The following is a 21395-nucleotide window of genomic DNA, read 5'->3' on the forward strand; positions in this document are numbered from 1 at the left end:
GTGGCTCCCGAAGATAACAGAGGATTTAATGTCTACAAGGGGCTGCAAAAACCCCTTGTATTTAAATCCTTCAAAGGTAGATATATCTACTGGGGTCTGGCCTCCGTTCTAACTGGCTTCTTTGCGGCAGTTGTTATATCTGTTTCGCTCAACTTCTTTTCAGGTCTGGTAGCCTTGGTGATCGTGACTTTCGGCGGTATGGGGTTTACGGCTATGCAGCAGAAGAAAGGGTTGCATCATAAAGCGAAGTCCAAAGGGGTATACATCATGCCTGCACAATGGAGGCGTTCTGCACGAAGATAGGAGCCTGGCCCTGGCAGCACAACTTTAACGTCATCACTTTTCTCAGCCATGAAAAAGCAGCGGTTTGGTCTGCCATACATTGGCATAGACCGTCATGCCCATGATATTCTATATCATGAGCGCGGAGATTATTCGGTTATCATCAAAGTACAAAATCCTGCCCTGCAGTACTGCGCAGACGTGGAGGCTTACCATCTCTTCCACCAGACCTTTGCCAACATCGTCAAGATTATAGGTGCAGGCTACACTCTTCAGAAAACGGACATACTAGCCAGGAAGTGCTATGTGCCGAAGCAAACGGATGACCTCCTGAGTCAGAAATTTCAGGAGACATTTGCAGGAAGAGAGTACCTGGACGTCTCTACATACCTGACTATAACAAGGGACGTGCGGCGCTCCAGCTTCTTTACATATGACGAGAAAGACTTCAAGGCATTCCAGCGGAACGTTGCCAAAGTGCTGGACATACTGGAGAGCAGGTTTTTCAAGCCCTATGTTCTGAAAGAGATAGAGGTGAAGAAGTTTATTTCACGCATGCTTGCCTTCAACTTTTCCGATGAGGTTTATGCGCTCAATAACCTTCTTGCCTCAGATGAAGGCCTGCAAGTCGGTGATAGCGTTATCCGATGTATCTCGCTTGTGGACATAGATGAGATCAACTTTCCGTCCAACCTTAAGCCAAACACAGCGCTTCACATAGGGTACAGCCTCCCGGTAGACCTGATGCATTTTCTGCACCAGGTGCCAGGTTGTGACTGCCTGGTGTACAACCAGGTGATCCAAATCCCTGATCAGCGCCATGAATTGGCCAGGCTGCAGGCCAAAAGAAAAAAACATCTCTCCATGCCTGACCCGGCCAATGATTTAAGTGTACAGGATATTGATCAGGTGATGGCCGATATCGCCAAGGATAACCAGCTGCTCGTGTACGGACATTACAGCGTGCTGCTTTCAGCCAGAGAAAAGGAGATAGACCGTGCCGCTAACTATCTGGAAAGCGCTTTGTTTTCCATTGGCATTATTCCCTCCCGAAACGCCTATAACCAACTCGAGCTATTCCGGTGTGCCTTGCCCGGCAATAGTTCGGAGCTTAAAGTATATGATAAGTTTTTGACTACTTCAGACGCGGCCTTATGTCTGCTTTTTAAAGAACGTTTGCTGCAAAGTGAGTCATCCAGCTTTCAGGTATACTTCACGGACCGGCAGGGGATTCCTATCACGATTGACACGAGTGATGGGCCCATCTTCTCAGGCCGGATGAATAACCGTAACAAGTTCGTGTTGGGGCCTTCGGGAGCAGGGAAGTCATTTTTCATGAACCACCTGATCCGGCAGTATGCCCTGCAGCACACAGATGTTATTTTGGTGGATACCGGACACAGTTACTCCGGCCTGTGTGCCTACTACAGGGGCCGTTACATTACCTACTCCGAGGAGCAGCCTATCACCATGAACCCCTTCCGGATCTCTGCTGCCGAATTCAACGAGGAGAAGCGGGAGTTTCTCAAGTCATTGGTGGGCCTGCTCTGGAAAGGTGCCGAGGGCACTGTCAGCCAAATTGAGGACAGCGTCCTCTCTTCCGTTATCACTTCCTATTACCAATACTACTTTGAAAACGGCTTGGAGAGCAGCTACCTTTCCTTCCAGTCCTTCTATGACTTCTCCATCAGAAAGATCGACGAGATCACACAAAAAGAGTCCATTAAGTTTGACCTGACTAGTTATCGGTTTATCCTCAAAAAGTTCTGCAAAGGGGAGGCATATGGCCAGATCCTGAACAACGAGATGGATACCACCCTTTTTGATGAGCCCTTTATTGTTTTCGAAATTGATGCCATCAAGGAGCATAAGGTACTTTTCCCGATCACCACCCTGATCATTATGGATGTGTTCCTTCAGAAGATGCGCCACAAGAAGAACCGTAAGGCGCTCATCATCGAGGAGGCCTGGAAGGCCATTGCCTCTCCGCTGATGGCCGGCTATATCCTCTACGTCTATAAAACGGTCCGCAAATTCTGGGGAGAGGCCGTGGTCGTGACACAGGAGCTGGATGATATCATCGGCAATGTTGTGGTTAAGAATTCTATCATCAACAACTCCGACACCATCTGCCTTTTGGACCAGACCAAATTCAAGGACAATTTCGATGAGATCGCCGCGCTGCTCTCTATCAATGAGGTGGAGCGCAAGAAGATATTTACCATCAACAGCCTCGACAACAAAGAGGGGCGGGGCCGCTTCAAGGAAGTCTACATCAAGCGCGGGGCCACCGGTGAGGTGTACGGCGTGGAGGTATCGCTGGAAGAGTATTTGACCTTTACCACCGAGCGCCAGGAAAAAGAGGCCATGCAAGTGTACCTGAGCAAGTATGGGGATTTCAGGGAAGCCCTGGAAAGGTTTGTCGCAGACTTCAGGGCCTCGGGGCTCAAGTTAAATGAATTTGTTCAACTGATTTTGCAACGCAGCTATGAAAAAGTACCTCTACACGCTTAGCTTCATGAGCCTGGTAACAGGTCATGTACTAGCCCAGCAGGTTGTTTTTGACCCGGCGGTCGTCTCCACACTTGTTGTCAACCACACGGCCCAGCAGGCGGCCTTAAACGACATTAAGGAAAACGAAGGAAAGATTGCGGCCCTGCAGACGACCATCAGCCTGAAGATGACGCAGATCAAGGAGCTGGAGGAAAAGATGTACAACTCCCTTAAATCTGTGCAATCCATTATCGGGCAGAGTAAAAACATTATTTATGCCTCCCAAATTGCCGCAGACATAGGCCGCTACCAAAACCAAATGATGGAACTGGCGCGCGGTGATAACGAACTGCTCCTGATCGCTGCCAAGACAGAGCTGGAGCTGCTCAACCGGACATCTGACCTGTTTACCTATATCTACCAGGTAGCTGTCATCGGCACGGATGTGAACCTAATGAACAATGCCGACAGGCTCACCCTGATCCGCCATGTGGTGGACGAGCTGCGGGTGATGCGGGGCCTGGCCTATTCCATTACGCGCAAGATGCGTGTGGCCAAGTACGCGGGACTTTTGAAGACCATGAACCCGATGGGACTTGCCTACCCTGACAACAGCCAGGCGATCATCCGCTCCTTGATGGATGAGTACAAGGCAATCAAGAAGTAAATTATCTCTATTGCTATGAAGACGTTATGTGTACCTGCTTTGTGCCTGGCCCTGCTTCCTGTGCTCTTTACAGATGCCCTGGGGCAAGGCGTGCAGCCAGTTAACAGTAAAAACACAAGGTACCAGCTGGAGCGGGAGGTTGTTACCCGTTGGGGAAAGTTCAACCCGAAATGGTACTTTATTCTGTTTCATAACAAGTACAGGAAAGGACCTGACAGGCGGAACATGCTGCAGCTTGCCCCTACCATGGCTTTGCTGAACCAGAACAGGGTGAAGGCCCAGGCGCAGGAGGAGGCAGTAAGCCAGGTATATGAGCAGGAGATGTTCAAGTTTGCCGACAGGTCCCTGAATAAAGGATACCACCTCCTGTATAAAAAGAAGATCGATGAACTTAACACTGCCCTATTGGGAATGAATGCTGAGGCGGTGCAGGCCGGGGTGCAGGCAGATTATATTTTGGCCATCCATGCCGAGCGGGACAGAATTAACGCCGACATCGGGATCATCCTGGACGCTTACCTGGACGATGCCAAAAAAGGGGAGCAGCTGCGGGTGTATATCTCAGAGCTTACGGCCTTGAGGAATGATTTCAGGCGACTCATCTCTCTCTTTAAAACGAGTCAGGACTTAACCGACTGATGCCATGCGTGAATTGATCGATAAAGCCATATTTGACCTGTTCGACGGGCTCTTTCTCAATATACAGGATTTGGTGAGTGTTTTCCTGTATGATGCGCAGGCCCTTTGCGCCATCAGCATGCTGCTGTACTTCGGCCTGGAGGCTTACAAAATGATGGCCGGGGATGAAACGCTTCGCATCATGCCCTTGCTGCGCCCTTTCGCCCTGACGCTGGTGATTGTTTTCTGGCCAGGATTTATTGACGCTGTGAACCTGCCGCTGCAGCTGGTGAATGATCAGGCAAAAGGCATGTACGGCTCACAGGTAGACCAGGTGGAGGATTTGCACCGGGAACGCCTCGCGCTGGTGGACAGTGTGGCCCGAAAACTCTCTGAGAGCAGCGCTGAGTTTGAGCGGATTGAGAGCGAGGCCAGTGACGCGAGCTGGTACGAAACCATGGGGATCGACCTGCAACCCCTGTTTAACAAAATGAAAGGCTATTACCTGATGCTGATGGCCAAGCTGCACTTTACGGCGATGATGGTGGTGGAGTGGATTGTGATCAGCATCTTTCAGGTATGCTCCTACATTATCTATTTCCTACAGATCATCTTTGCGGGCATCCTGGTGATCCTAGGCCCGTTTTCCTTTGCCCTTAGCGTGCTGCCGGGTTTTCGGGACTCTTACCTGACCTGGATTGCCCGCTATATCTCCGTGGGGCTGTACTCAGGCATTGGCTATATCATTATGTCCATCTCCTTTGTGCTGGTCAAGTATGGCTTGATGAAGGAAATTGATATCCTCAAAGCGGTACTGGGCAACGAAGAGATGTTCATTGCCTACGTTTCCTTTCCCTCGGGCGGCATCAGTTTCTACATCGTCGCCTTGATTGTGGGAGGATTGGCCATGCTGACCATTCCCATTATTTCCACTTGGATCGTGCACACCACGGGTGTGGGTAATGCCATTGGTACAATGGCAGGAGGAGCTGCGAAGGCTGCCGGAGGAATTCTAAAATAAACTTAAAGCGCTTGCTATGATAAACAACCTCGAAAAGAAAATGAAGCTGGCATTTGCCGTGAGTATCGGCTGCTTTATCACCTCCATCATTATAGTAGGTACGGTTTGCGCCTTTGCCTTTCGTTATGCCGAGGAGCAACGGAAGAAGATCTATGTGATCGACCACTCGGTGCCGCTCTTGGTGGAACAGACCGAGCTGGGGGTAAACCGGACAGTAGAGTACAAGTCGCACGTGAACATGTTTCACCTGCTCTTCTTCACGCTACCTCCAGATGACGCCTACATTAAGAATAACATCTCCAAGGCCATGTACCTGGTGGATGAATCCGGTCTGGCACAATACAACAACTTGAAGGAGAAGGGCTATTATAACCAGATCCTGGCAAGCTCTGCGGTTTTGACGATCAAAACCGATAGCGTTAAAGTGGACGAAAACAGGCACTTTACCTACTACGCCACACAGCGCATTGAGCGGGAGACCTCTGTGATGAAAAGACTTCTTGTCACAGAGGGGGATCTTGAGGAAGTGCCGCGCACAGAGAACAACCCCCATGGACTTTTGATAAAGAACTGGAAAACGGTCATGAACAAGGACTTGGAGTATGTCGAAAAGAAATCCTTTTAGCGGTAACATAAAGCAAAGGCTTGCATACCTCAGGGAAAGTGTCAGGAACTACTGTGCCTCGAATCCTAAAGCAGTGGTGCTAGCCATGCAGGTTTTACTGTCTGTGGCTGTCATGGGGCTATTAGTTGTCCGGCACCTGCACCAGGGAAACTATGCCGTGTCGGTTGGCAAGCTGTACAGGCAGCTTGATACTTCTGGCGACAAGATGACTATAGGCAGGTCAAGTACCGCAGATATGCTGGAGCTGATAAAGCTCTACAACACGGCCAGGCAGCTGGATCCTGACAGCCTGCGTGGCCAAGACAGTGTTTTTCTCAAAGATATTGATCAGCGTTTAAACCGAATCATCCATGAAGAGAATTAACTTTCGGCATCCCAGGTATGCCATCCCGCTCATCATACTCCCTTTCCTTGTCCTGCTTAATTACCTGTGGCTGGACATGACACCGGCGGCCACCGCCGCACAAGCGAAAGTAGAACTCACCGAGACAACAGCCCTGAATACCTCCCTTCCGGATGCTAACCTGAGAAAGCGGGAAATGAAGGATAAGTTCTCGGCTTTTCGGGACGAGTTTAAGTATAGGACCGATTACTCGGCCATACAGGAAATCGGGGAGGATAGGGTAGACCCCAGGGACATTGCCTATGGCAGCGTGTACACGGATGAGGAGCGGCGGATGCTCGACAGTCTCAATAACCGTATCCTATCGGATCAGCAGCCGGAGGGGTTTATGGAGCGGGTAAGCCAGCGGCAGCGCCTCAGCTCAGAGCGCTATGCATCGGCTTCTGCCTCTGTGCCTGGACGGTCAACCCGACCTATGCGAAAAGTTGAATCGGCATATGAAGAGGAAATGCGGCTATTCCGGGAGCAGATGATGTTTATTGACAGCCTGAGCCGGGTAGGAGAGGAACCTGTGCCTTCTCGTAGGGGGCCACAGCCGATGAAAGCCCATGTACCGGCTTCCGAGAAGCAAGAGCCGACACCGTTACCCGTGACCAAAAGCAAAAATACGAATAAAGCCTTTTTCAATACCATTACAGCCGACAGTAAGGAGCAGTTTATCAGAGCTATTCTGGACGAAGGGTTGAAGGTGATGCAAGGCGGCAGGATCAGGATTCGCTTACTGGATGACATCTATGTGCGGGACTACGAAATAAAGAAAGGCAGCTACCTCTACGGCACTGTTTCCGGTTTCAGTGCCCAACGAATTGAGATAGCCATCCGCTCTATACTCTACGGCAACCAAATCATCCCGGTAGACCTGAGTATCTACGACAACGACGGCTTGGCTGGGCTATATGTCCCGGATTCACAGTTCAGGGACTTTACAAAAGAGCTTGCCGGGAATGTGAGCAGTGGTCAGTCATTTACTTTTGAGGATTCACCTGACAATGCCAGCCAAATGCTTTACTCGATGCTGGAAAGGGTTTCTCAGACCACCACCCGCGCCGCAGGCAAAGCCATCCGGAAGAACAAAGCTAAGTTGAAGTACAACACCATTGTTTATTTGATAGATAACAGAGCCCTGTAATATGAAAAAGCTATTCCTTCTATATGTGTTGTTTGCCCTGCTGTTTTCAGCCTCGGCACAGGATTCCCTTCAGGTAGTGCACGTGCATGAAAGTATCTCCACGCATATTGTGAGCCCTGAGCCAATACAGTATGTAGATATCTCCACAGATGATGTAGCCGGGGACATACCTGTTGCCAATATCCTTCGGGTCAAACCCAAGCATGGCGGAGCAAAACCGGGTATTATCACCATCGTTGGAGAGCGCTTCCTTGTACAGTATAAGCTGGCCTACAGCCGGGCGGATCGGGCAGACACGGAGGTGCGTATAGACCCTACCCAGGTAGATGATTACCTGAACCCGGCAGTGGCCATGAGTAGAGAGGACATGGCACGGTTTGCGCTGCTGGTTCTCCAGCGAAAACCTCGGTTCAACAGTGTGACTACGAAAGGGCAGGGGATGCGGGCAAGGCTAAACAACATCTATACGGTGGGGGACTATTTCTTTATTGATCTCTCCCTTAGAAATGACACCAACATTCCCTATACGGTCGATCAAATACGGTTTAAGATTGAGGATAAAAAGGTCGTGAAGGCCACTAACTTTCAGCAGGTGGAGTTACAGCCCAGTTTCCAGCTTTATGACACGAGTCACTTCAAGCGCCAGTACCGGAACGTGTTTGTGTTCAGGAAGTTTACTTTCCCAGAGGAAAAGGTGTTCCATATTGAGGTGGCTGAGGAGCAGATTTCTGGACGCACCATCTCCCTTAAAATTGACTATTCCGATATCCTTCATGCAGACACCTTATGAGAAAGTCGTTACTCCTTTCCTTACTGCTCTTAGTTGTGCTGCCGTGCCGAGCGCAAGAGGGCTACACCCACCTGAACCTGGCAGGCGGCTGGATGTACAAGGATGCCTTAACTGCTAACCTTGTCCTGGAGTTCAGCAAACGCCACTATAATTCCTATGAAATCTTCGGTGATTCCTATAAGAGCAACGTGGACGACAGCAAAAACTGGTTAGTGGGGGTTGCTTACAAACCCATGCTTACCCGTTCCAGAAACACGTTTCTCAAGCTGCGCCTGGGAGCGGGCATTGGCTCTAACACCGAGCACTTCATAGGAGCCCTGCAGGCAGGCCTGGAGCTGGGCTATGTGCTGCCGGGAAATTTGGTGCTGATGCTCCAACAGAAGAACGAGGGTGTACTCCGGGTAAACCACAACTTCAGAGCTGGTTTGCTGGCGGGTATCAAAATTCCATTGTGAGCAGGATTTGGCTAGTCGACGGAAATTTCCACAGGAAAGAAATTCTGCTAAGACTTTCCCTCACATCTATCTGATAGTATTGGATAACTTTTGTCAGTAACGATATGGAAGAATCCAGCGAAATAAAAAAACTTTACTCCTTTCTGCAGGGGCTTATCTATTTCACTATTGTAGTAGAGGTAGCTGTTTTCCTCTTTATGGATTCTGGCAGTATGTATGAGCTGCAGCCTGTACTGCGCAAGGTAAAGCGCATGACTATTTATGAGCACATCTACTTTTCCAAAGCTTTTACCTTCGGGTTGATTCTGATCGTGAGCATTGGCACAAAGGCCAAGAAGAACCTGAACCTCGACCCGCTCCGGCATATCTTCCTTCCTTTGCTCATCGGCTGTGCCTTTTTCTTTGGCTCGGGTTTCTTTTATTTCTTTGAAAGCAGCCGTATTCTTTTCTGGGATGTGTCACTGTCTGATGCGGCTTACATCCTGCTCTCCTTCTTTGGTGCGATGATGATTCATATAGCCTTGGATAATATCTCCAAGCATATACAGCACCGATTGATGAAGGACAAATTTAACGTGGAGAATGAGTCTTTTGAGCAGTCCAGGAAACCGGTGCATACGCCTTACTCGGTGAATATCCCAATGCTTTACTACTACCAAAAGCGGATACAGCGCGGGTGGCTAAATGTGGTAAATCCCTTTCGGGCAACACTGCTGATTGGTACGCCTGGTTCTGGGAAGTCTTTCTCGGTGGTGTTGCCTTTTATCAAGCAGCTTCTGGGGAAAGGCTTCTCTATGATGGTATACGACTTCAAGTTTCCGGACCTGGCTAAGGCGACCTACTACCATTACTTGGTGAACAGAAAGAAGGGGATACTGAAGAACCATAGGTTTCATGTCATCAATTTTAACAGCGTGGAGCACAGCAGAAGGTTCAATCCCTTAAAGCCGGAGTACCTGCCTACGCTGGCTGATGCCACCGAAACGGCTGAGGCGCTGCTGGAGGCGCTGCGGAAAGGAGACAGGGACTCAGGAACTGCGCAATTCTTCAACCAGTCAGCCGTTAATTTCCTGGCCAGCTGCATCTACTTTCTGAGCCGCCACGAAGGGGGGCAGTATTCTTCGTTTCCGCATGTACTTTCCTTTATTAACCTAAGCTATGATCAGATTTTCGAGGCGCTCTTTTCCGAACCTGAGTTGGAGAGTCTGCTTTCGCCTTTTGCCACAGCCTATAAGAACAGAGCCTTTGAGCAGCTGGAAGGGCAGATTGGCACCTTAAAGATTAATATTGGCCGGCTGGCCACAAAAGAAACATTCTGGGTACTATCAGGAGACGACTTTAATTTAAAGATAACAGACCTGGAATATCCTTCTGTTTTGGTGATTGCAAATGACCCGGCTACACAGAGCATTAATAGCGCCTGCAATGCGCTTATCCTCAACCGCATGACACGCCTGATCAATACAAAGGGGAACTTGCCCTGTGGGCTGATCGTGGATGAGTCTCCCACGCTTTACATACACCGGGTGGAGAACCTGATCGCTACCGCCAGGAGTAACAAAATAGCTGTGCTGCTGGGCCTGCAGGAATTACCGCAGCTGCGGCAGCAGTATGGCAGGGAAACAGCCGACACTATTTGCTCTGTAGCGGCCAATGTACTCTCGGGCTCTGCCCGTAATAAAGAAACGCTTGACTGGCTGGAGAAACTGTTTGGTAGGGTGAGGCAGCTAAAGGAGGGGCTCAGTGTGGACCAGAACCGTACTTCGGTGAACATGAACGAGGAAATGGGACCGCTTATCCCGGCATCCAAAATAGCCAATTTGCAGGCCGGTGAACTGGTAGGGCAGGTGGCTTCCGATAGCGAAGCGTATAGCGGGAAGTATGTAGCCAGTACCTACCACTGTAAAATTAATCTTAACCTTAATAACATACAACAGGAAGAAAAGCAGTATCTTGACCTGCCAAAATTTTATAACTTTGGTACCCCCGACCAAAAAGACCGAATCCTGAGAGCAAACTACAATAAAATTAGAAATGAGGTTAAGACACTAATCACAGCGTTACAGGTATGAGCGTAAGCATACAGGAGTTAGGCCAAAGGCTAAAGCTGCTGCGAAAGCGGCTTGATTTATCGCAGGAGAGCCTCGCAGAGTCAATGGGGGTGAACCAAAACCAGATTTCCCGGCTGGAGAACGGGGTGGGAGGGACGATTGAGCTGCTTTTGCTTTTGTTCAGTTTCTACAGCAAGCACTTTCACGTGGACCTTCTTTTTTCTGATAACTTCGACATCCTGGAGAAGGATGAAAAGCTATCCAACAGCCACAGCCTTAATAGCATTGCCGTTGAAAAGCTGAAGCTTGCTCAAAGTGAGTTTTCCACCCAGGTTGAGGAGGTGATACGGTTGTTGGATATACCCTAGGTTACATATTTTACTTGGATAGCGGGGAGCAGGATACTGACTTCATATATTATGTATATCAAGACTTGCTTATGGTTCGGATGCCGAAAATCCTTCTCGCAGCAGGCTACTTCGAATGTAAAGTTCTGAGCAGTTCGTCTATTCATTCTTTGTAGTTCCCATACTTGAGGAGAAAACAAACCACTTTTTTAATTCTGATTGCGGACTCTAATATTAATCTCTTAAAATAGAAAAGTAACCTTTTAAAGATTTATAAAATGAAGAAGTGTATTGATCATCCCACAATGGCAGGGGGTAAAATTTGCCAAGTTATAGAGCCTGATGGAATGAGATTTGAGATTTACCTGGGGGGAAAATTGATTGGATCTTTCTGGATGACATCAGAATGGGACGATTATCCTGTGGATGAAGTATCATCAATTATTAGAAAAGAAAAGATCGATAGATTACTAAAATTCTTTGATGAAGAAAGTGGAACTAGTGAAATCTGAAAAGTACATATCTATTCTGAAATGCTTGACATAGCGCTTTTGGATGGAAAAAATAGACGCAGGAAAATCAGTAACACCAACAGCCATGTATTAGGCCGTTGGTGTTACTGACAGCTTATTTCTTTACCACTCTCCTTGTGATTACGCCGTCGTTAGCTATTAGCTGTAGCAGGTATACCCCTTGAGCTTTACCTGTAAGATCCAGCACATGACTAAATTCACCTGACACCTGAGGAAAGCTTTGCTTTAATACAGTCTGCCCTTTTGCATCAAACAACCTCAATTCTAGCCCTATCCTTCCTGTCATAGGCAGAGTTACCTGTAGCCTATCATTCGTCGGATTCGGGTAAAGGGAAAGCCCCGACGCCAGCTTACTCTCCTTTATACCCGTACAGGTGGAAACAGTAATATTCTGAGTCGCCGTGACTGTGCAGCCATTGACAGTGTAGGAGTAGGTGATGACATAAGTACCTGCGCCTACTGCAGCTGCGCTAAACACTCCGTTGCTTACCCCCTCTCCAGAGTAGGTACCCCCGCTCGGCTGGCCACCGGTAAGTATATAGCTAGTGTTGCTGCTACAAATAGTTTCGCCAAAAGAAGCTAGTGTAACTACTGGCAACGCATTAACTGTCACCTCTATCTTGGCTCTTGGGCTCTCGCATCCGTTTACCGTCTGCGATACATAATACGATGTAGTACCTACTGTTGCTGTTGAAGGTGTTGGCGCTGTTGCAGAGCCTGTGCCGCCTGTAGCTGAAGTATACCATTGAAGATTAGCACCTGCCGCCGTTAAGGTAGAAGCTGCAGCGCCCTGGCAGTAAGTTGAGGTCGCTGTAACGGTTGGCGCTGTTGGTACAGCATTTACCGTTACAGTTACAGCATCAGAAGTGAGACTCTCGCAGCCGCCATCGGTTTTTACTTTTACTGAATAAGAACCCGTCGTTGATACAGTAATACTCTGTGTAGTTGCTCCAGTAGACCACAAATACGACGCAGAAACAGGCGCTGTTAACACCACAGACCCACCTTCACAAAGTGAAGTAGAGCCGCTGACTTTAATCATGGGTTTAGCTGGCAGGGCATTGACCGTTACTTCTATTTTAGCTCTTGGGCTCTCGCAGCCGTTCACTGTCTGCGACACGTAATAAGAAGTAGTGCCTGCTGTAGCCGTTGAAGGTGTTGGCGCTGTTGATGCACCAGTTCCCCCTGTTTCCTGCGTGTACCACTTCAGGCTTTCACCCGTTGCTGCTAGCGTAGAGGCAGTGGCATTCTGGCAGTAGCTCAGGCTTGCAGTCACACCCGGAGCTGAGGGACGAACATTTACGGTAATCGCGACAGCATCAGAACTAACACTTTCACATCGACCAGCATTTGTTACCTTTACCGTGTAAGAACCCGCAGTTGATACAGTAATACTCTGTCGGATATCTCCAGTAGACCATAAATAAGAAGAAGCATCAGGCGCTGTTAACACCACAGAACCACCTTCACAAAGCGAAGTAGAGCCGCTGATTGTAATCACGGGCTTGGCTGGCAACGCATTAACTGTCACCTCTATCTTGGCTCTTGGGCTCTCGCAGCCGTTCACCGTCTGCGACACGTAATAAGAAGTAGTACCTGCTGTTGCCGTTGAAGGTGTTGGCGCTGTTGCAGAGCCTGTGCCGCCTGTAGCTGAAGTATACCACTGAAGGTTAGCGCCTGCCGCCTTTAAGGTTAAAGCTGCAGCGCCTTGGCAGTAGCTCAGGCTTGTAGCTGAAGTAGTAGGGGAAGATGGCAATGATTTAATAATAGCACTTACTGCAGTTCTTATACTTTCAGAACCATCACTTAGGACTGAAACATAGTAAGTCGTTGATGCTGTTAAAACAGGGGTTATGTAAGTAGCATTATGTGCGTTAGGTATTGCTGTACCTCCTGTTTCAACAGTATACCATCTATAGTTACCATCATCCGCTCCTGATGCTGTTAATACAACTGACCCTGAGCCACAGATAGATGCACCTGTAACTTCGGGTCCACTCATCATCTTAGCAATAAACATTTCACCTTCACGATTATACAGGACTGAAGTGAGCCGGGTACTATATAAAGCGTTGTTACCAAACAATGCATTGCCTTCAAACCTACCTGTTATAAACACATTTCCATGTTTATCCAAGCTAATTCCGTGTCCACTGTCGTTAAACAAGCCCCCGGCTTTCTGTGTCCATTGAAAGTCACCGGAGCTATTTAGCTTACTTACAAATACATCCTCTAAGCCATTACTAGTTAAGGTGGAATTTCCAAAAGTAGCATTACCTTTAAATTGCCCTACGATATAAATATTCCCAAGCTTATCCAGAACAAGGCTTCTAGTATTTTCACTTTCTAAACCTCCAGCGCTCTTAGCCCATACAAAGTCACCATAACTGTTTAGCTTAGTTACAAATATATCATTCAAACCACTACTATTTAGAACTGTACCATTTATAGTAGATTTACCTTCAAAGTCGCCAGTAACATAAATATTGCCTTCTTCATCTAGTTTGATTCCATAGCCTATAATATTTCCTGTTTTTGATACCCTTTTAGACCATCGTGCTTGTGTCGATGAATCATATTTTCTTATTAACAATTCTTTGTAGAAAATATCTGAAAGTTTACTATCTGGATTAACTAAAGTTTTGTATCCTGTTATGAATATACTACCATCCTTACCGATTGTAATATCATGACCTGCATCATTTCCTCTTTCCATGGTAGTCCGCGCATATTGTACATTGCCTTCAGAATCATATCTAGCAAAAAATGCATCAGTACTACCAAATTCATCAGAGAAGCTTTTAATAGAAACCGTGTAATATTTAAAGTAAGCTGTACCACTAAAAGATCCTGTTATGTAAACATTATCAGAATTATCGACTGCGATGCCATAGCCCTTGTCTTCCGCAGTACCACCTGCTCTTTGCGCCCATAGCAAGCTTCCTGAAGCATCGTATTTTGCCAGAAAAATATCTAAGCTTCCATGACTAGTAAGGGTAGTGTTTCCAAAAGTAGCAGTGCGGTTAAATGCCCCTGTTATGTAGACATTGTTGGAGTTGTCTAATGCGATTCCGTAGCTATTGTCTTCGCCTGCACCACCTGCTCGTTGCGCCCACAGCAAGCTTCCTGAAGCATCGTATTTTGCTAGGTAGATATCCAAGCCTTCAGAGCTGCCATTGCCATTAGTAGTACGATTACTTGTAAGTGTCGTAGTTCCGAAGGTAGCCGAGCCTCTAAATGACCCAGTTACATAACTATTTCCTAAGTCATCAACTACAATTTTTTCTCCTCTAACATTGCTTAACCCACCAGCTCTCTGACCAAACACCGCTTCTCCCGTGGTACTATATTTTGCGATAATTACATCAGGTCTCCCACTACCGGTAACAGCCAAATCTCCAAATGTTATTGCTGTGCTTGTAGAGAATCCTGTTATGTAGACATTGTTGGAGTTGTCTAATGCTATGCTGTAGCTGTTATCCTCCCCGTTACCACCTGCTCTTTGTGCCCACAGCAAGTCTCCCGAAGCATTATACTTTGCCATGAAGATATCTAGACTTCCATGACTTGCAAGAGTAGTACTTTTAAAGGTAGCTGAGCCGCTAAATGCCCCTGTTATGTAGACATTGTTGGAGTTGTCTAATGCGATTCCGTAGCTATTGTCTTCGCCTGCACCACCTGCCCGTTGGGCCCATAGCAAGTTTCCTGACGCATCGTACTTTGCCAAAAAGATATCAAAGCCTCCACTGCTAACAAGGGTAATGTCTCCAAAAGTGTATGATCCACTGAATGATCCTGTTATGTAGACATTATCAGATTTATCCAAAGCGATACCATAGCTGTTTTCAGAATTTAGTCCACTGGCCTCTTTTTGCCATATTAAAGTTCCAGAGCCGTTATACTTAGCTATAAAGATTTTACCACTGTTTTCCCCTGTAAGATAAAAGTTGCCAGATTTATCTGTTACGATATCATAACCATTTTCATCATAATACCCTCCAACTTTTTTAGCCCATTGTAAAGATCCTGAATTATTATACTTAGCTACAAATCTATCTTGGCCACCGCTACTTGTAAGAGTTGTATTATCAAAAGAATAAGTGCCAGTAAAATAGCCCGTTACATAAATATTACCGAGGCCATCAACTGAAATAGCTTTGCTTTCGCCAGAATTGTTGTATTCACTCTTTTTTGATTTTTTATTCCATATCTCGACTCCTGAATTAGAAAACTTACTTACAAAAATTTCACCGCCGCTCCCACCTGTAAGATAAATATTTCCTGAGCCATCAGTTACGATATCACTTACTTCACCCCCTCCACTTGGGTAAAATGTTTTTGCCCATTCCATGACACCTGAAGTATTGTATTTGACAACAAAAATGCCACCATTATTCTCTGCACCGTTATTAAGAGCATTGCTGGGTGTTAAACCATCAAAACTTAGTATTCCCATTGAGTTACCAGCAACATATATATTCCCTGATGCGTCTTTAGTAATTGATTGTCCAGACTTGGGTAAAATTCCGCTTGATCCTATTGATTGCTTTGCCCATGCGAAATCCAAAACTTGTGCTTGAATTTTAAAAGCAAATAAGATTTGAATAGCTAGTACTATAGCTATTACCTTTGGAGTAATGTAAGCTTGTTTTGACATATTCGTGTAAAGTTTAAAACCCGGGTATTAAAGCACACAAATATAAAATATATAATATATACCTATTGTTTAATTCTTAAGTATTTATAATCTTGATGTGTGTCTAACATTTGGTGCTTTTTAAGTTTTACATCGAATTTTCACTTAATCTCCTCCCCTAATTGGGATTGCTCAAAAGTAGAGAATCTACATTTTGCTATATTCATTTCCTTAATTTTTCGGGGGCTTATCACCTAGCAAATTATGAGATACTTCCTAAGTGTTAGGCTGAGGCTTGGTTGAGTTAGTATCAAGCTTGAGCAGTAAAAGCAATAGCAATTCTCTCATTTTGTGTATATTATTAAATTTTTTATATAAAAAATGTATAAATATTTAATAATTATGTAGTATTTTATACTTTAAGCTTGCTTTTAACGTAGATTTAAACAAGCGTATCCATGATTTGATTAAACTATGAACTTCGATATAAAAAACCTGCCTTACGGTCAGTTCGAGCGCCTGGGGATGAACAAGAAAGACGTGCTCTCCATGAAGTCTGACGATTTGGTCAGCCTGCTGACGGGCAGGCGCACGAGCCTGAATACCTTTACTATCAAGGACACCAGTCTGGAGCCTCTTACCGTGGATGCTAAATTGAGTCTGAAGATGAATCCAGACAACACCCTTTCACTGCTGATTCATCCCATACGGAGGGAGATACAGAACGAGATTGGCGCCAGTAAGCAGGAGTTGGAGAAACTGCAAAACGGGGAGCTGCTGGTAAAGCCGTTTAAATCGCTTAATGGGGAGAAAGAGTTGTATGTTTTCCAGCTGGATAAGGAGACTAACGAGATTCTAAGGGTGAGGGTGCGGGATATCCAAGTGCCTAGCGCTATCAGGGATATCGTGTTGAGTACTGATCAGAAAGAGCACCTGCGGCAAGGCGGCACCCTGGAGCTTTATTCCAAAGCAAAGGATCAGCTGATCTCGGCCCGCCTGGATCTGAATGAACCTAAAGGACTAAAGATAGTGGAGGGACAGATCTCAGTAAAAGAAAGCCACACCTTGGCAGTGAAGGAAACCCCTGTTGTGTCTATCAAACGTTAACTTGCCTATGACCTTTCAGGAATACAGAGAGCAGGTATCGATTATTCAGGTCGCCGAGTCGCTCGGTTATGTATTTGACCCCTTGAAGGGCAGAAAGAGCCCTGAGTTCAAGCACCCTGACGGAGACAGAATCATTATCAACAACCCAGGCGACAGCTCCCGGCAGATGTACTTCAACCGGGATGGAAGCAACGACAAGGGGTCGGTGATAGATTTTGTGGCCAACCGGCTGCATCGCTTCCAGGGAAGCTTTCGCAATGAGATCGACGGTATCAATAGGGTGCTATCTAAGTATGCCTATGCCTCTCAACCCAAAGCTCCAATCTACAATGTTACGGAAGCAAAGCCCTTTGATAAAAGCAGGTTTGTCGAATCGGAGGCCTCTGTTTTTAAGCTGCATTACCTGATCAAGGAACGAGGTCTCTCTAGCGAGACGGTGCAGCTGTTCCTGCCTTACATTAAGCTGGTGCGGGACGCAGAGAAGGATAATGCCTATACCAATATCGCTTTCCCACTGCAAAGGCCAACTAGTAGCGAAACGATAGGCTACGACCTGCGCAATTATGGCTTTAAGGGCGTGGCAGCGGGCAGCGACCGCAAGCACGGTGTCTGGGTAGCCGACTTTGCGCAGAATCCGGTTCTTACACGCCATGTCTACTTTGCTGAGAACCCTATAGATGCCATGAGCTTCTATCAGCTGGAGAAGGATAAGCGGGACTTCAGCAACTCAGTGTTCGTCTCGTTTGGAGGGGGAATGTCGAGAATGCAGGTGGAGCTTTCCCTGAAGGCATGGCCGCATGCCCAAAAGCATACCATTTTCGATAATGATTACCAGGGAAAGATCTATGATATCTATCTGGCCACGGCGATAGCAGGTAAGCCTTACACCTTTACAAAGAATGCCGACAGTATCACCTTCAACTTGGATGAGAAAAAGTTTGATATTCCCGTAGACAAGCTGAGCCTTTTTGCCTTTGAGAAGAACTCCGGTATTCGTTCCGGACTTCAGGTGCACAAGCCCCTTGGCCATAAAGACTATAACGACATTATACATCCCAAAAATGACCAGGAGAACCGTATCCCTATGAAAGTGAAGTTATGAGCTGGGATCTAGTATAGCAGTCAAAGACTGTAGGAGATGAAATGCAGTTTCTGTGTTTCGCATGGCTGTTTCGGTTAATTAAGTCTATGTAGAAAATATTTTTCACCTAACTATAAACCATTTAATTTTTAGGCTATGAAAAAGCTATCTCTCTTCTCCCTTCTGTTATGTACAGTTCTATTTTTTGCTGGTTGTGATGACGAAGGCGAGGACCCTGTCCTGCCTGATACTGCTACCTATCGGGTTGATTACAGCCAGTCTGGAGATTTTGAGAAGTTCATTAAGATTATCACCATCGGAGGTGGCGATTTCAAAGTGAGGGGTACTAGCGAAGCTATGCCGCCTGTGTTATTTGATGGGAACCTTTCGGAGACGTCCTATTCTTTTGAAGCGGATAATGTAAGGGAACTTACCATTCATGCTGCCAATGAATTTAGTGCAGTAGAGGAAGGTCCTGCTTCCATGCAGATGCGCTTTGTTATTTACAAGAACGGCAAGCAGATTGATGAGAAGTCCTTCAATTACAATGAGGCTTCAGGAGAGAAAAATGAATATTTGAATTATAAGGCCAATGACTAAGGTAAGATTTTAGGTATCCCTTTAATGCTCTAGCAGATGAAAGATGTTAGCCATAAAGCGAACTTCAGCGCCAACATCAAATAAGGAAGGCATCTTTAACTTATTTACACCTAGCCTTTCGCTATTTTTAGGTACTCTTCATAGTCCTGCGGGTCCATATGAAGGCGAATATACTCCTCCATTCCTACATCATTTTTCTCCATTACATAGCGTGTGAATGATAGTATGCTTTTACAATTCTCGAAACCTTGTTCTTCCATTCCTTTGCGCACCTTATCGGGCAGACCCTCAAGCCATTCCTGATAATCATTCCTATTAGGAGTGTAGTCCTTGGCCTCGTGATGGTAACGATAAGAAATATTACCCACCGTAAACATCAGCTCGTGAAAGCGGCGCTTCTCGATGGGGCAGGTGGCCAGAAATTTTTCCTGACTGACATTACACTCTTCTACCGGATGTTTCATCTTGATCATATAGTTTCCTTCCTTTGTTAGTTAGATCCACCCTCTTCAAGTTACTACTAAAGCCCCAGCGCCTCAAGCTGATACCAAAACTCATGCCCTCGGATACTATCGGCAAGCTCTTTGTCAACGACAAAGAATTTTAAGGCTTCTACATGAGGATGCTCCTCCAGACATTCTGAGATTTCATAGAAGTCTTCTGAACCAGCACCAGGCCCTAAATCTTGCTCGTAAGAAACAGACACAGGGATATCCTCAACACTAGTATCAGACTCAAGATCATCTACAAAGACATCAAGAATGAAAATTTCCATCTGTTCTTTATTCACTGCGACTGCTGCTTTGTCTTTATTCCCTTCTATAAATTTTATTGCCTCTTTAAATCTCATGTACTTTTCAAGTTTAACCATTATCGAATTTAGCACATCTAATTTGATATACAAGATAGCTATCCTTTGCTGGAGCGTTATCGCACTTTCAGGACATCTTCTATTCTTGTGGTATAGCATGGAGGAGAGAATTCAGCTTTAGGCTCCCAAATATGGCTCACCCCCTCAGCGGCTACCTTTACCGTGCCCTTTCCCATAGACTTGTTAAGTTGATCCAATGTGAGCATGAGGCTTGCATGCTTACTCCGATCCACCCTGTCAAAGATATTCATCTGTGCGCCGTCTGCCGGTCCAATCTCCGTGATGTACACGCCGGCTTTCTTGTAGGCAAACCCGTCCCGGTAGATGTGTTCCAGTGCCATGGTAGCGTACTGAACTAATTCTATAGTGGAGGAGGAAGAAACGGGCAGGTTGATGGTTTTGGTGTTGTAGTATTGCGGCTCCTGTTCCCGAAATGGATTAGTATGAATGAACACGGTTACCACGCGACAGGCGCTTTTTTGCTGCCGTAGCTTGTAGGCGCACCGGGAGGCGTAGACAGCCACTGCTTCCTTTAGGTCGTCGAGCGTTGTGACCGGCTTCCCGAATGAGCGAGAGGAGCAGATCCCTTTTTTTGCCGGAGGCTCGATCTCTAAGTCAGCACATGGCTCCCCACGCAACTCTTTCACCAGCCGCAGCCCCACCACCGTTAAATGTTTTTTAGCAAAAGCATCCGTGACATTGGCTAGCTGCCAGGCATTGTTTATGCCGAAGCTATGGAGTTTTGTGGCATAGCGGGAGCCAATGCCCCATACGTCACCGACGTCGGTTCTTTTTAGTGCCGCCTCCAAATGCTTAGCTTCCGTCAGCACCAGCACACCATTGGCCTTCTCAGACTTTTTGGCAATCCGGTTCGCAAGCTTCGCCAGGGTTTTCGTGGGCGCGACACCTATACTGACGGGTATGCCTGTCCACTTTTTAACGGTGTTCCGGATGGTGCGTGCATAATCCGGTATAACTATTCCTTTAAAGCCACCTAGGTCCAAAAAAGCCTCGTCAATGGAATAAATCTCCACATTGGGAGTGAAGCGGGCCAAGGTACTGTGCACCCTGGCAGACATGTCACCTATAAGCGTGTAGTTAGAGCTAAAGTAGACTACATTATATTTGTCTATAGTTGGCTTGGCTTCGAAAAAGGGCTGCCCCATCTGCAGGCCCAGTGCTTTGGCCTCATTGCTTCTAGCGATGATCGAGCCATCGTTGTTAGAAAGCACTACCACAGGCACATTGTTTAGCTCAGGGTGAAAGACGCGCATCACAGAGCAGTAAAAGTTATTGCAGTCTACAAGGGCAAACAAACTAGTCATTGACGTATCCTCCTGGCTACACCCCGCACTACGCCCCAGACCAAAAACTCCAAATCCTCCGTGATCTCTACAGGGTTGTACTTTTTATTACCAGGGAGAAGCCGGACTCCAGTTTCTGTTATCTCCAGCTTCTTTACCGTATATTCGCTGTTGACATTGGCCAGCACGATGTCGCCGCTGCGCACGTGCAGTGAACGGTCTACGACGAGCAGATCGCCTTCCAGCAGGTTGTAGTCTATCATAGAATCCCCTTCTAGCTGAACGTAGAACGTAGCGTCTGGATGTCCATTTAAATAAGATGATAGACTAATTCTATCCTCAATGTGCTCTTCTGCCTGGATAATCCGGACCATGTTGACCC

Annotated in this window: 21 protein-coding genes; 16 read left to right on the forward strand and 5 right to left on the reverse strand. The window is 46.7% G+C overall.

Annotated elements, in window-relative coordinates:
• The 13 genes from DP923_RS16125 to DP923_RS16185 all read left to right on the forward strand — a co-directional run bounded on the left by DP923_RS16125 (position 1) and on the right by DP923_RS16185 (position 11393).
• The gene (locus tag DP923_RS16125; protein WP_112306925.1) at positions 1 to 303 is read left to right on the forward strand and encodes a DUF4133 domain-containing protein; all 303 of its coding nucleotides are present in this window, start codon (positions 1 to 3) and stop codon (positions 301 to 303) included.
• A gap of 48 nt (positions 304 to 351) precedes the next feature.
• On the forward strand, positions 352 to 2796 hold the full coding sequence (locus DP923_RS16130) for a TraG family conjugative transposon ATPase (protein WP_112306926.1): 2445 nt from the start codon (positions 352 to 354) through the stop codon (positions 2794 to 2796).
• The gene (locus tag DP923_RS16135) at positions 2771 to 3442 is read left to right on the forward strand and encodes a hypothetical protein (protein ID WP_007661346.1); all 672 of its coding nucleotides are present in this window, start codon (positions 2771 to 2773) and stop codon (positions 3440 to 3442) included. Before DP923_RS16130 ends, DP923_RS16135 begins: the two co-directional genes overlap by 26 nt.
• 15 nt (positions 3443 to 3457) lie before the next feature.
• Positions 3458 to 4081, forward strand: coding sequence for a hypothetical protein (locus DP923_RS16140; protein WP_125047767.1), 624 nt, complete (start codon positions 3458 to 3460; stop codon positions 4079 to 4081).
• Positions 4082 to 4085: 4 nt separating this feature from the next.
• Entirely contained in the window at positions 4086 to 5081 is a 996-nt protein-coding gene (locus DP923_RS16145) for a plasmid transfer protein (RefSeq protein ID WP_112306928.1), read from the forward strand.
• A 16-nt stretch (positions 5082 to 5097) separates the two neighbouring features.
• Positions 5098 to 5706, forward strand: coding sequence for a conjugative transposon protein TraK (gene traK, locus DP923_RS16150; RefSeq protein ID WP_112306929.1), 609 nt, complete (start codon positions 5098 to 5100; stop codon positions 5704 to 5706).
• Positions 5684 to 6070, forward strand: a complete 387-nt coding sequence (locus tag DP923_RS16155; protein ID WP_239021068.1) for a hypothetical protein — start codon at positions 5684 to 5686, stop codon at positions 6068 to 6070. The genes traK and DP923_RS16155 overlap by 23 nt, the downstream gene beginning before the upstream one ends.
• Positions 6057 to 7238, forward strand: coding sequence for a conjugative transposon protein TraM (gene traM / locus DP923_RS16160; protein WP_112306931.1), 1182 nt, complete (start codon positions 6057 to 6059; stop codon positions 7236 to 7238). The genes DP923_RS16155 and traM overlap by 14 nt, the downstream gene beginning before the upstream one ends.
• Before the next feature lies 1 nt (position 7239).
• Positions 7240 to 8028, forward strand: coding sequence for a conjugative transposon protein TraN (gene traN / locus DP923_RS16165; RefSeq protein WP_112306932.1), 789 nt, complete (start codon positions 7240 to 7242; stop codon positions 8026 to 8028).
• Positions 8025 to 8483, forward strand: coding sequence for a hypothetical protein (locus tag DP923_RS16170; RefSeq protein WP_112306933.1), 459 nt, complete (start codon positions 8025 to 8027; stop codon positions 8481 to 8483). Before traN ends, DP923_RS16170 begins: the two co-directional genes overlap by 4 nt.
• Before the next feature lie 104 nt (positions 8484 to 8587).
• Entirely contained in the window at positions 8588 to 10555 is a 1968-nt protein-coding gene (locus tag DP923_RS16175; protein WP_112306934.1) for a type IV secretory system conjugative DNA transfer family protein, read from the forward strand.
• A complete protein-coding gene (locus DP923_RS16180) occupies positions 10552 to 10902 on the forward strand; it encodes a helix-turn-helix domain-containing protein (RefSeq protein WP_112306935.1) in 351 nt (116 codons plus the stop codon). Before DP923_RS16175 ends, DP923_RS16180 begins: the two co-directional genes overlap by 4 nt.
• Positions 10903 to 11159: 257 nt before the next feature.
• On the forward strand, positions 11160 to 11393 hold the full coding sequence (locus tag DP923_RS16185; protein WP_112306936.1) for a hypothetical protein: 234 nt from the start codon (positions 11160 to 11162) through the stop codon (positions 11391 to 11393).
• Positions 11394 to 11508: 115 nt separating this feature from the next.
• Here the strand turns inward: DP923_RS16185 and DP923_RS16190 are convergent, their stop codons facing one another.
• Positions 11509 to 16071, reverse strand: a complete 4563-nt coding sequence (locus DP923_RS16190) for an SBBP repeat-containing protein (RefSeq protein WP_112306937.1) — start codon at positions 16069 to 16071, stop codon at positions 11509 to 11511.
• 453 nt (positions 16072 to 16524) lie between these two features.
• On the opposite strand from DP923_RS16190, the gene DP923_RS16195 reads away from it, so the two are divergent.
• The 3 genes from DP923_RS16195 (at position 16525) to DP923_RS16205 (ending at position 18838) form a co-directional block, all read left to right on the forward strand.
• A complete protein-coding gene (locus DP923_RS16195; protein ID WP_112306938.1) occupies positions 16525 to 17157 on the forward strand; it encodes a DUF4099 domain-containing protein in 633 nt (210 codons plus the stop codon).
• Between the two features lie 7 nt (positions 17158 to 17164).
• Positions 17165 to 18259 (forward strand): DUF3991 domain-containing protein, encoded by a 1095-nt coding sequence (locus DP923_RS16200; protein WP_112306939.1) that lies wholly within the window; start codon positions 17165 to 17167, stop codon positions 18257 to 18259.
• Positions 18260 to 18394: 135 nt separating this feature from the next.
• Positions 18395 to 18838, forward strand: a complete 444-nt coding sequence (locus DP923_RS16205) for a beta-barrel fold lipoprotein (RefSeq protein ID WP_112306940.1) — start codon at positions 18395 to 18397, stop codon at positions 18836 to 18838.
• Between the two features lie 110 nt (positions 18839 to 18948).
• Here the strand turns inward: DP923_RS16205 and DP923_RS16210 are convergent, their stop codons facing one another.
• The 4 genes from DP923_RS16210 to DP923_RS16225 all read right to left on the reverse strand — a co-directional run bounded on the left by DP923_RS16210 (position 18949) and on the right by DP923_RS16225 (position 21387).
• Positions 18949 to 19311 carry a hypothetical protein gene (locus DP923_RS16210; RefSeq protein ID WP_112306941.1) on the reverse strand — a complete coding sequence of 121 codons (363 nt, stop codon included), beginning with the start codon at positions 19309 to 19311 and terminating at the stop codon, positions 18949 to 18951.
• Positions 19312 to 19358: 47 nt separating this feature from the next.
• Positions 19359 to 19688 (reverse strand): hypothetical protein, encoded by a 330-nt coding sequence (locus DP923_RS16215; protein WP_125047769.1) that lies wholly within the window; start codon positions 19686 to 19688, stop codon positions 19359 to 19361.
• Positions 19689 to 19765: 77 nt separating this feature from the next.
• On the reverse strand, positions 19766 to 21034 hold the full coding sequence (locus DP923_RS16220) for a Y-family DNA polymerase (RefSeq protein WP_112306943.1): 1269 nt from the start codon (positions 21032 to 21034) through the stop codon (positions 19766 to 19768).
• Complete coding sequence (locus DP923_RS16225; protein ID WP_239021070.1) at positions 21031 to 21387, reverse strand: LexA family protein; 357 nt, start codon at positions 21385 to 21387, stop codon at positions 21031 to 21033. Before DP923_RS16225 ends, DP923_RS16220 begins: the two co-directional genes overlap by 4 nt.
• Positions 21388 to 21395: the final 8 nt, after the last annotated feature.

The organism is Pontibacter arcticus (assembly GCF_003284895.1).
GTDB classification, from domain to species: domain Bacteria; phylum Bacteroidota; class Bacteroidia; order Cytophagales; family Hymenobacteraceae; genus Pontibacter; species Pontibacter arcticus.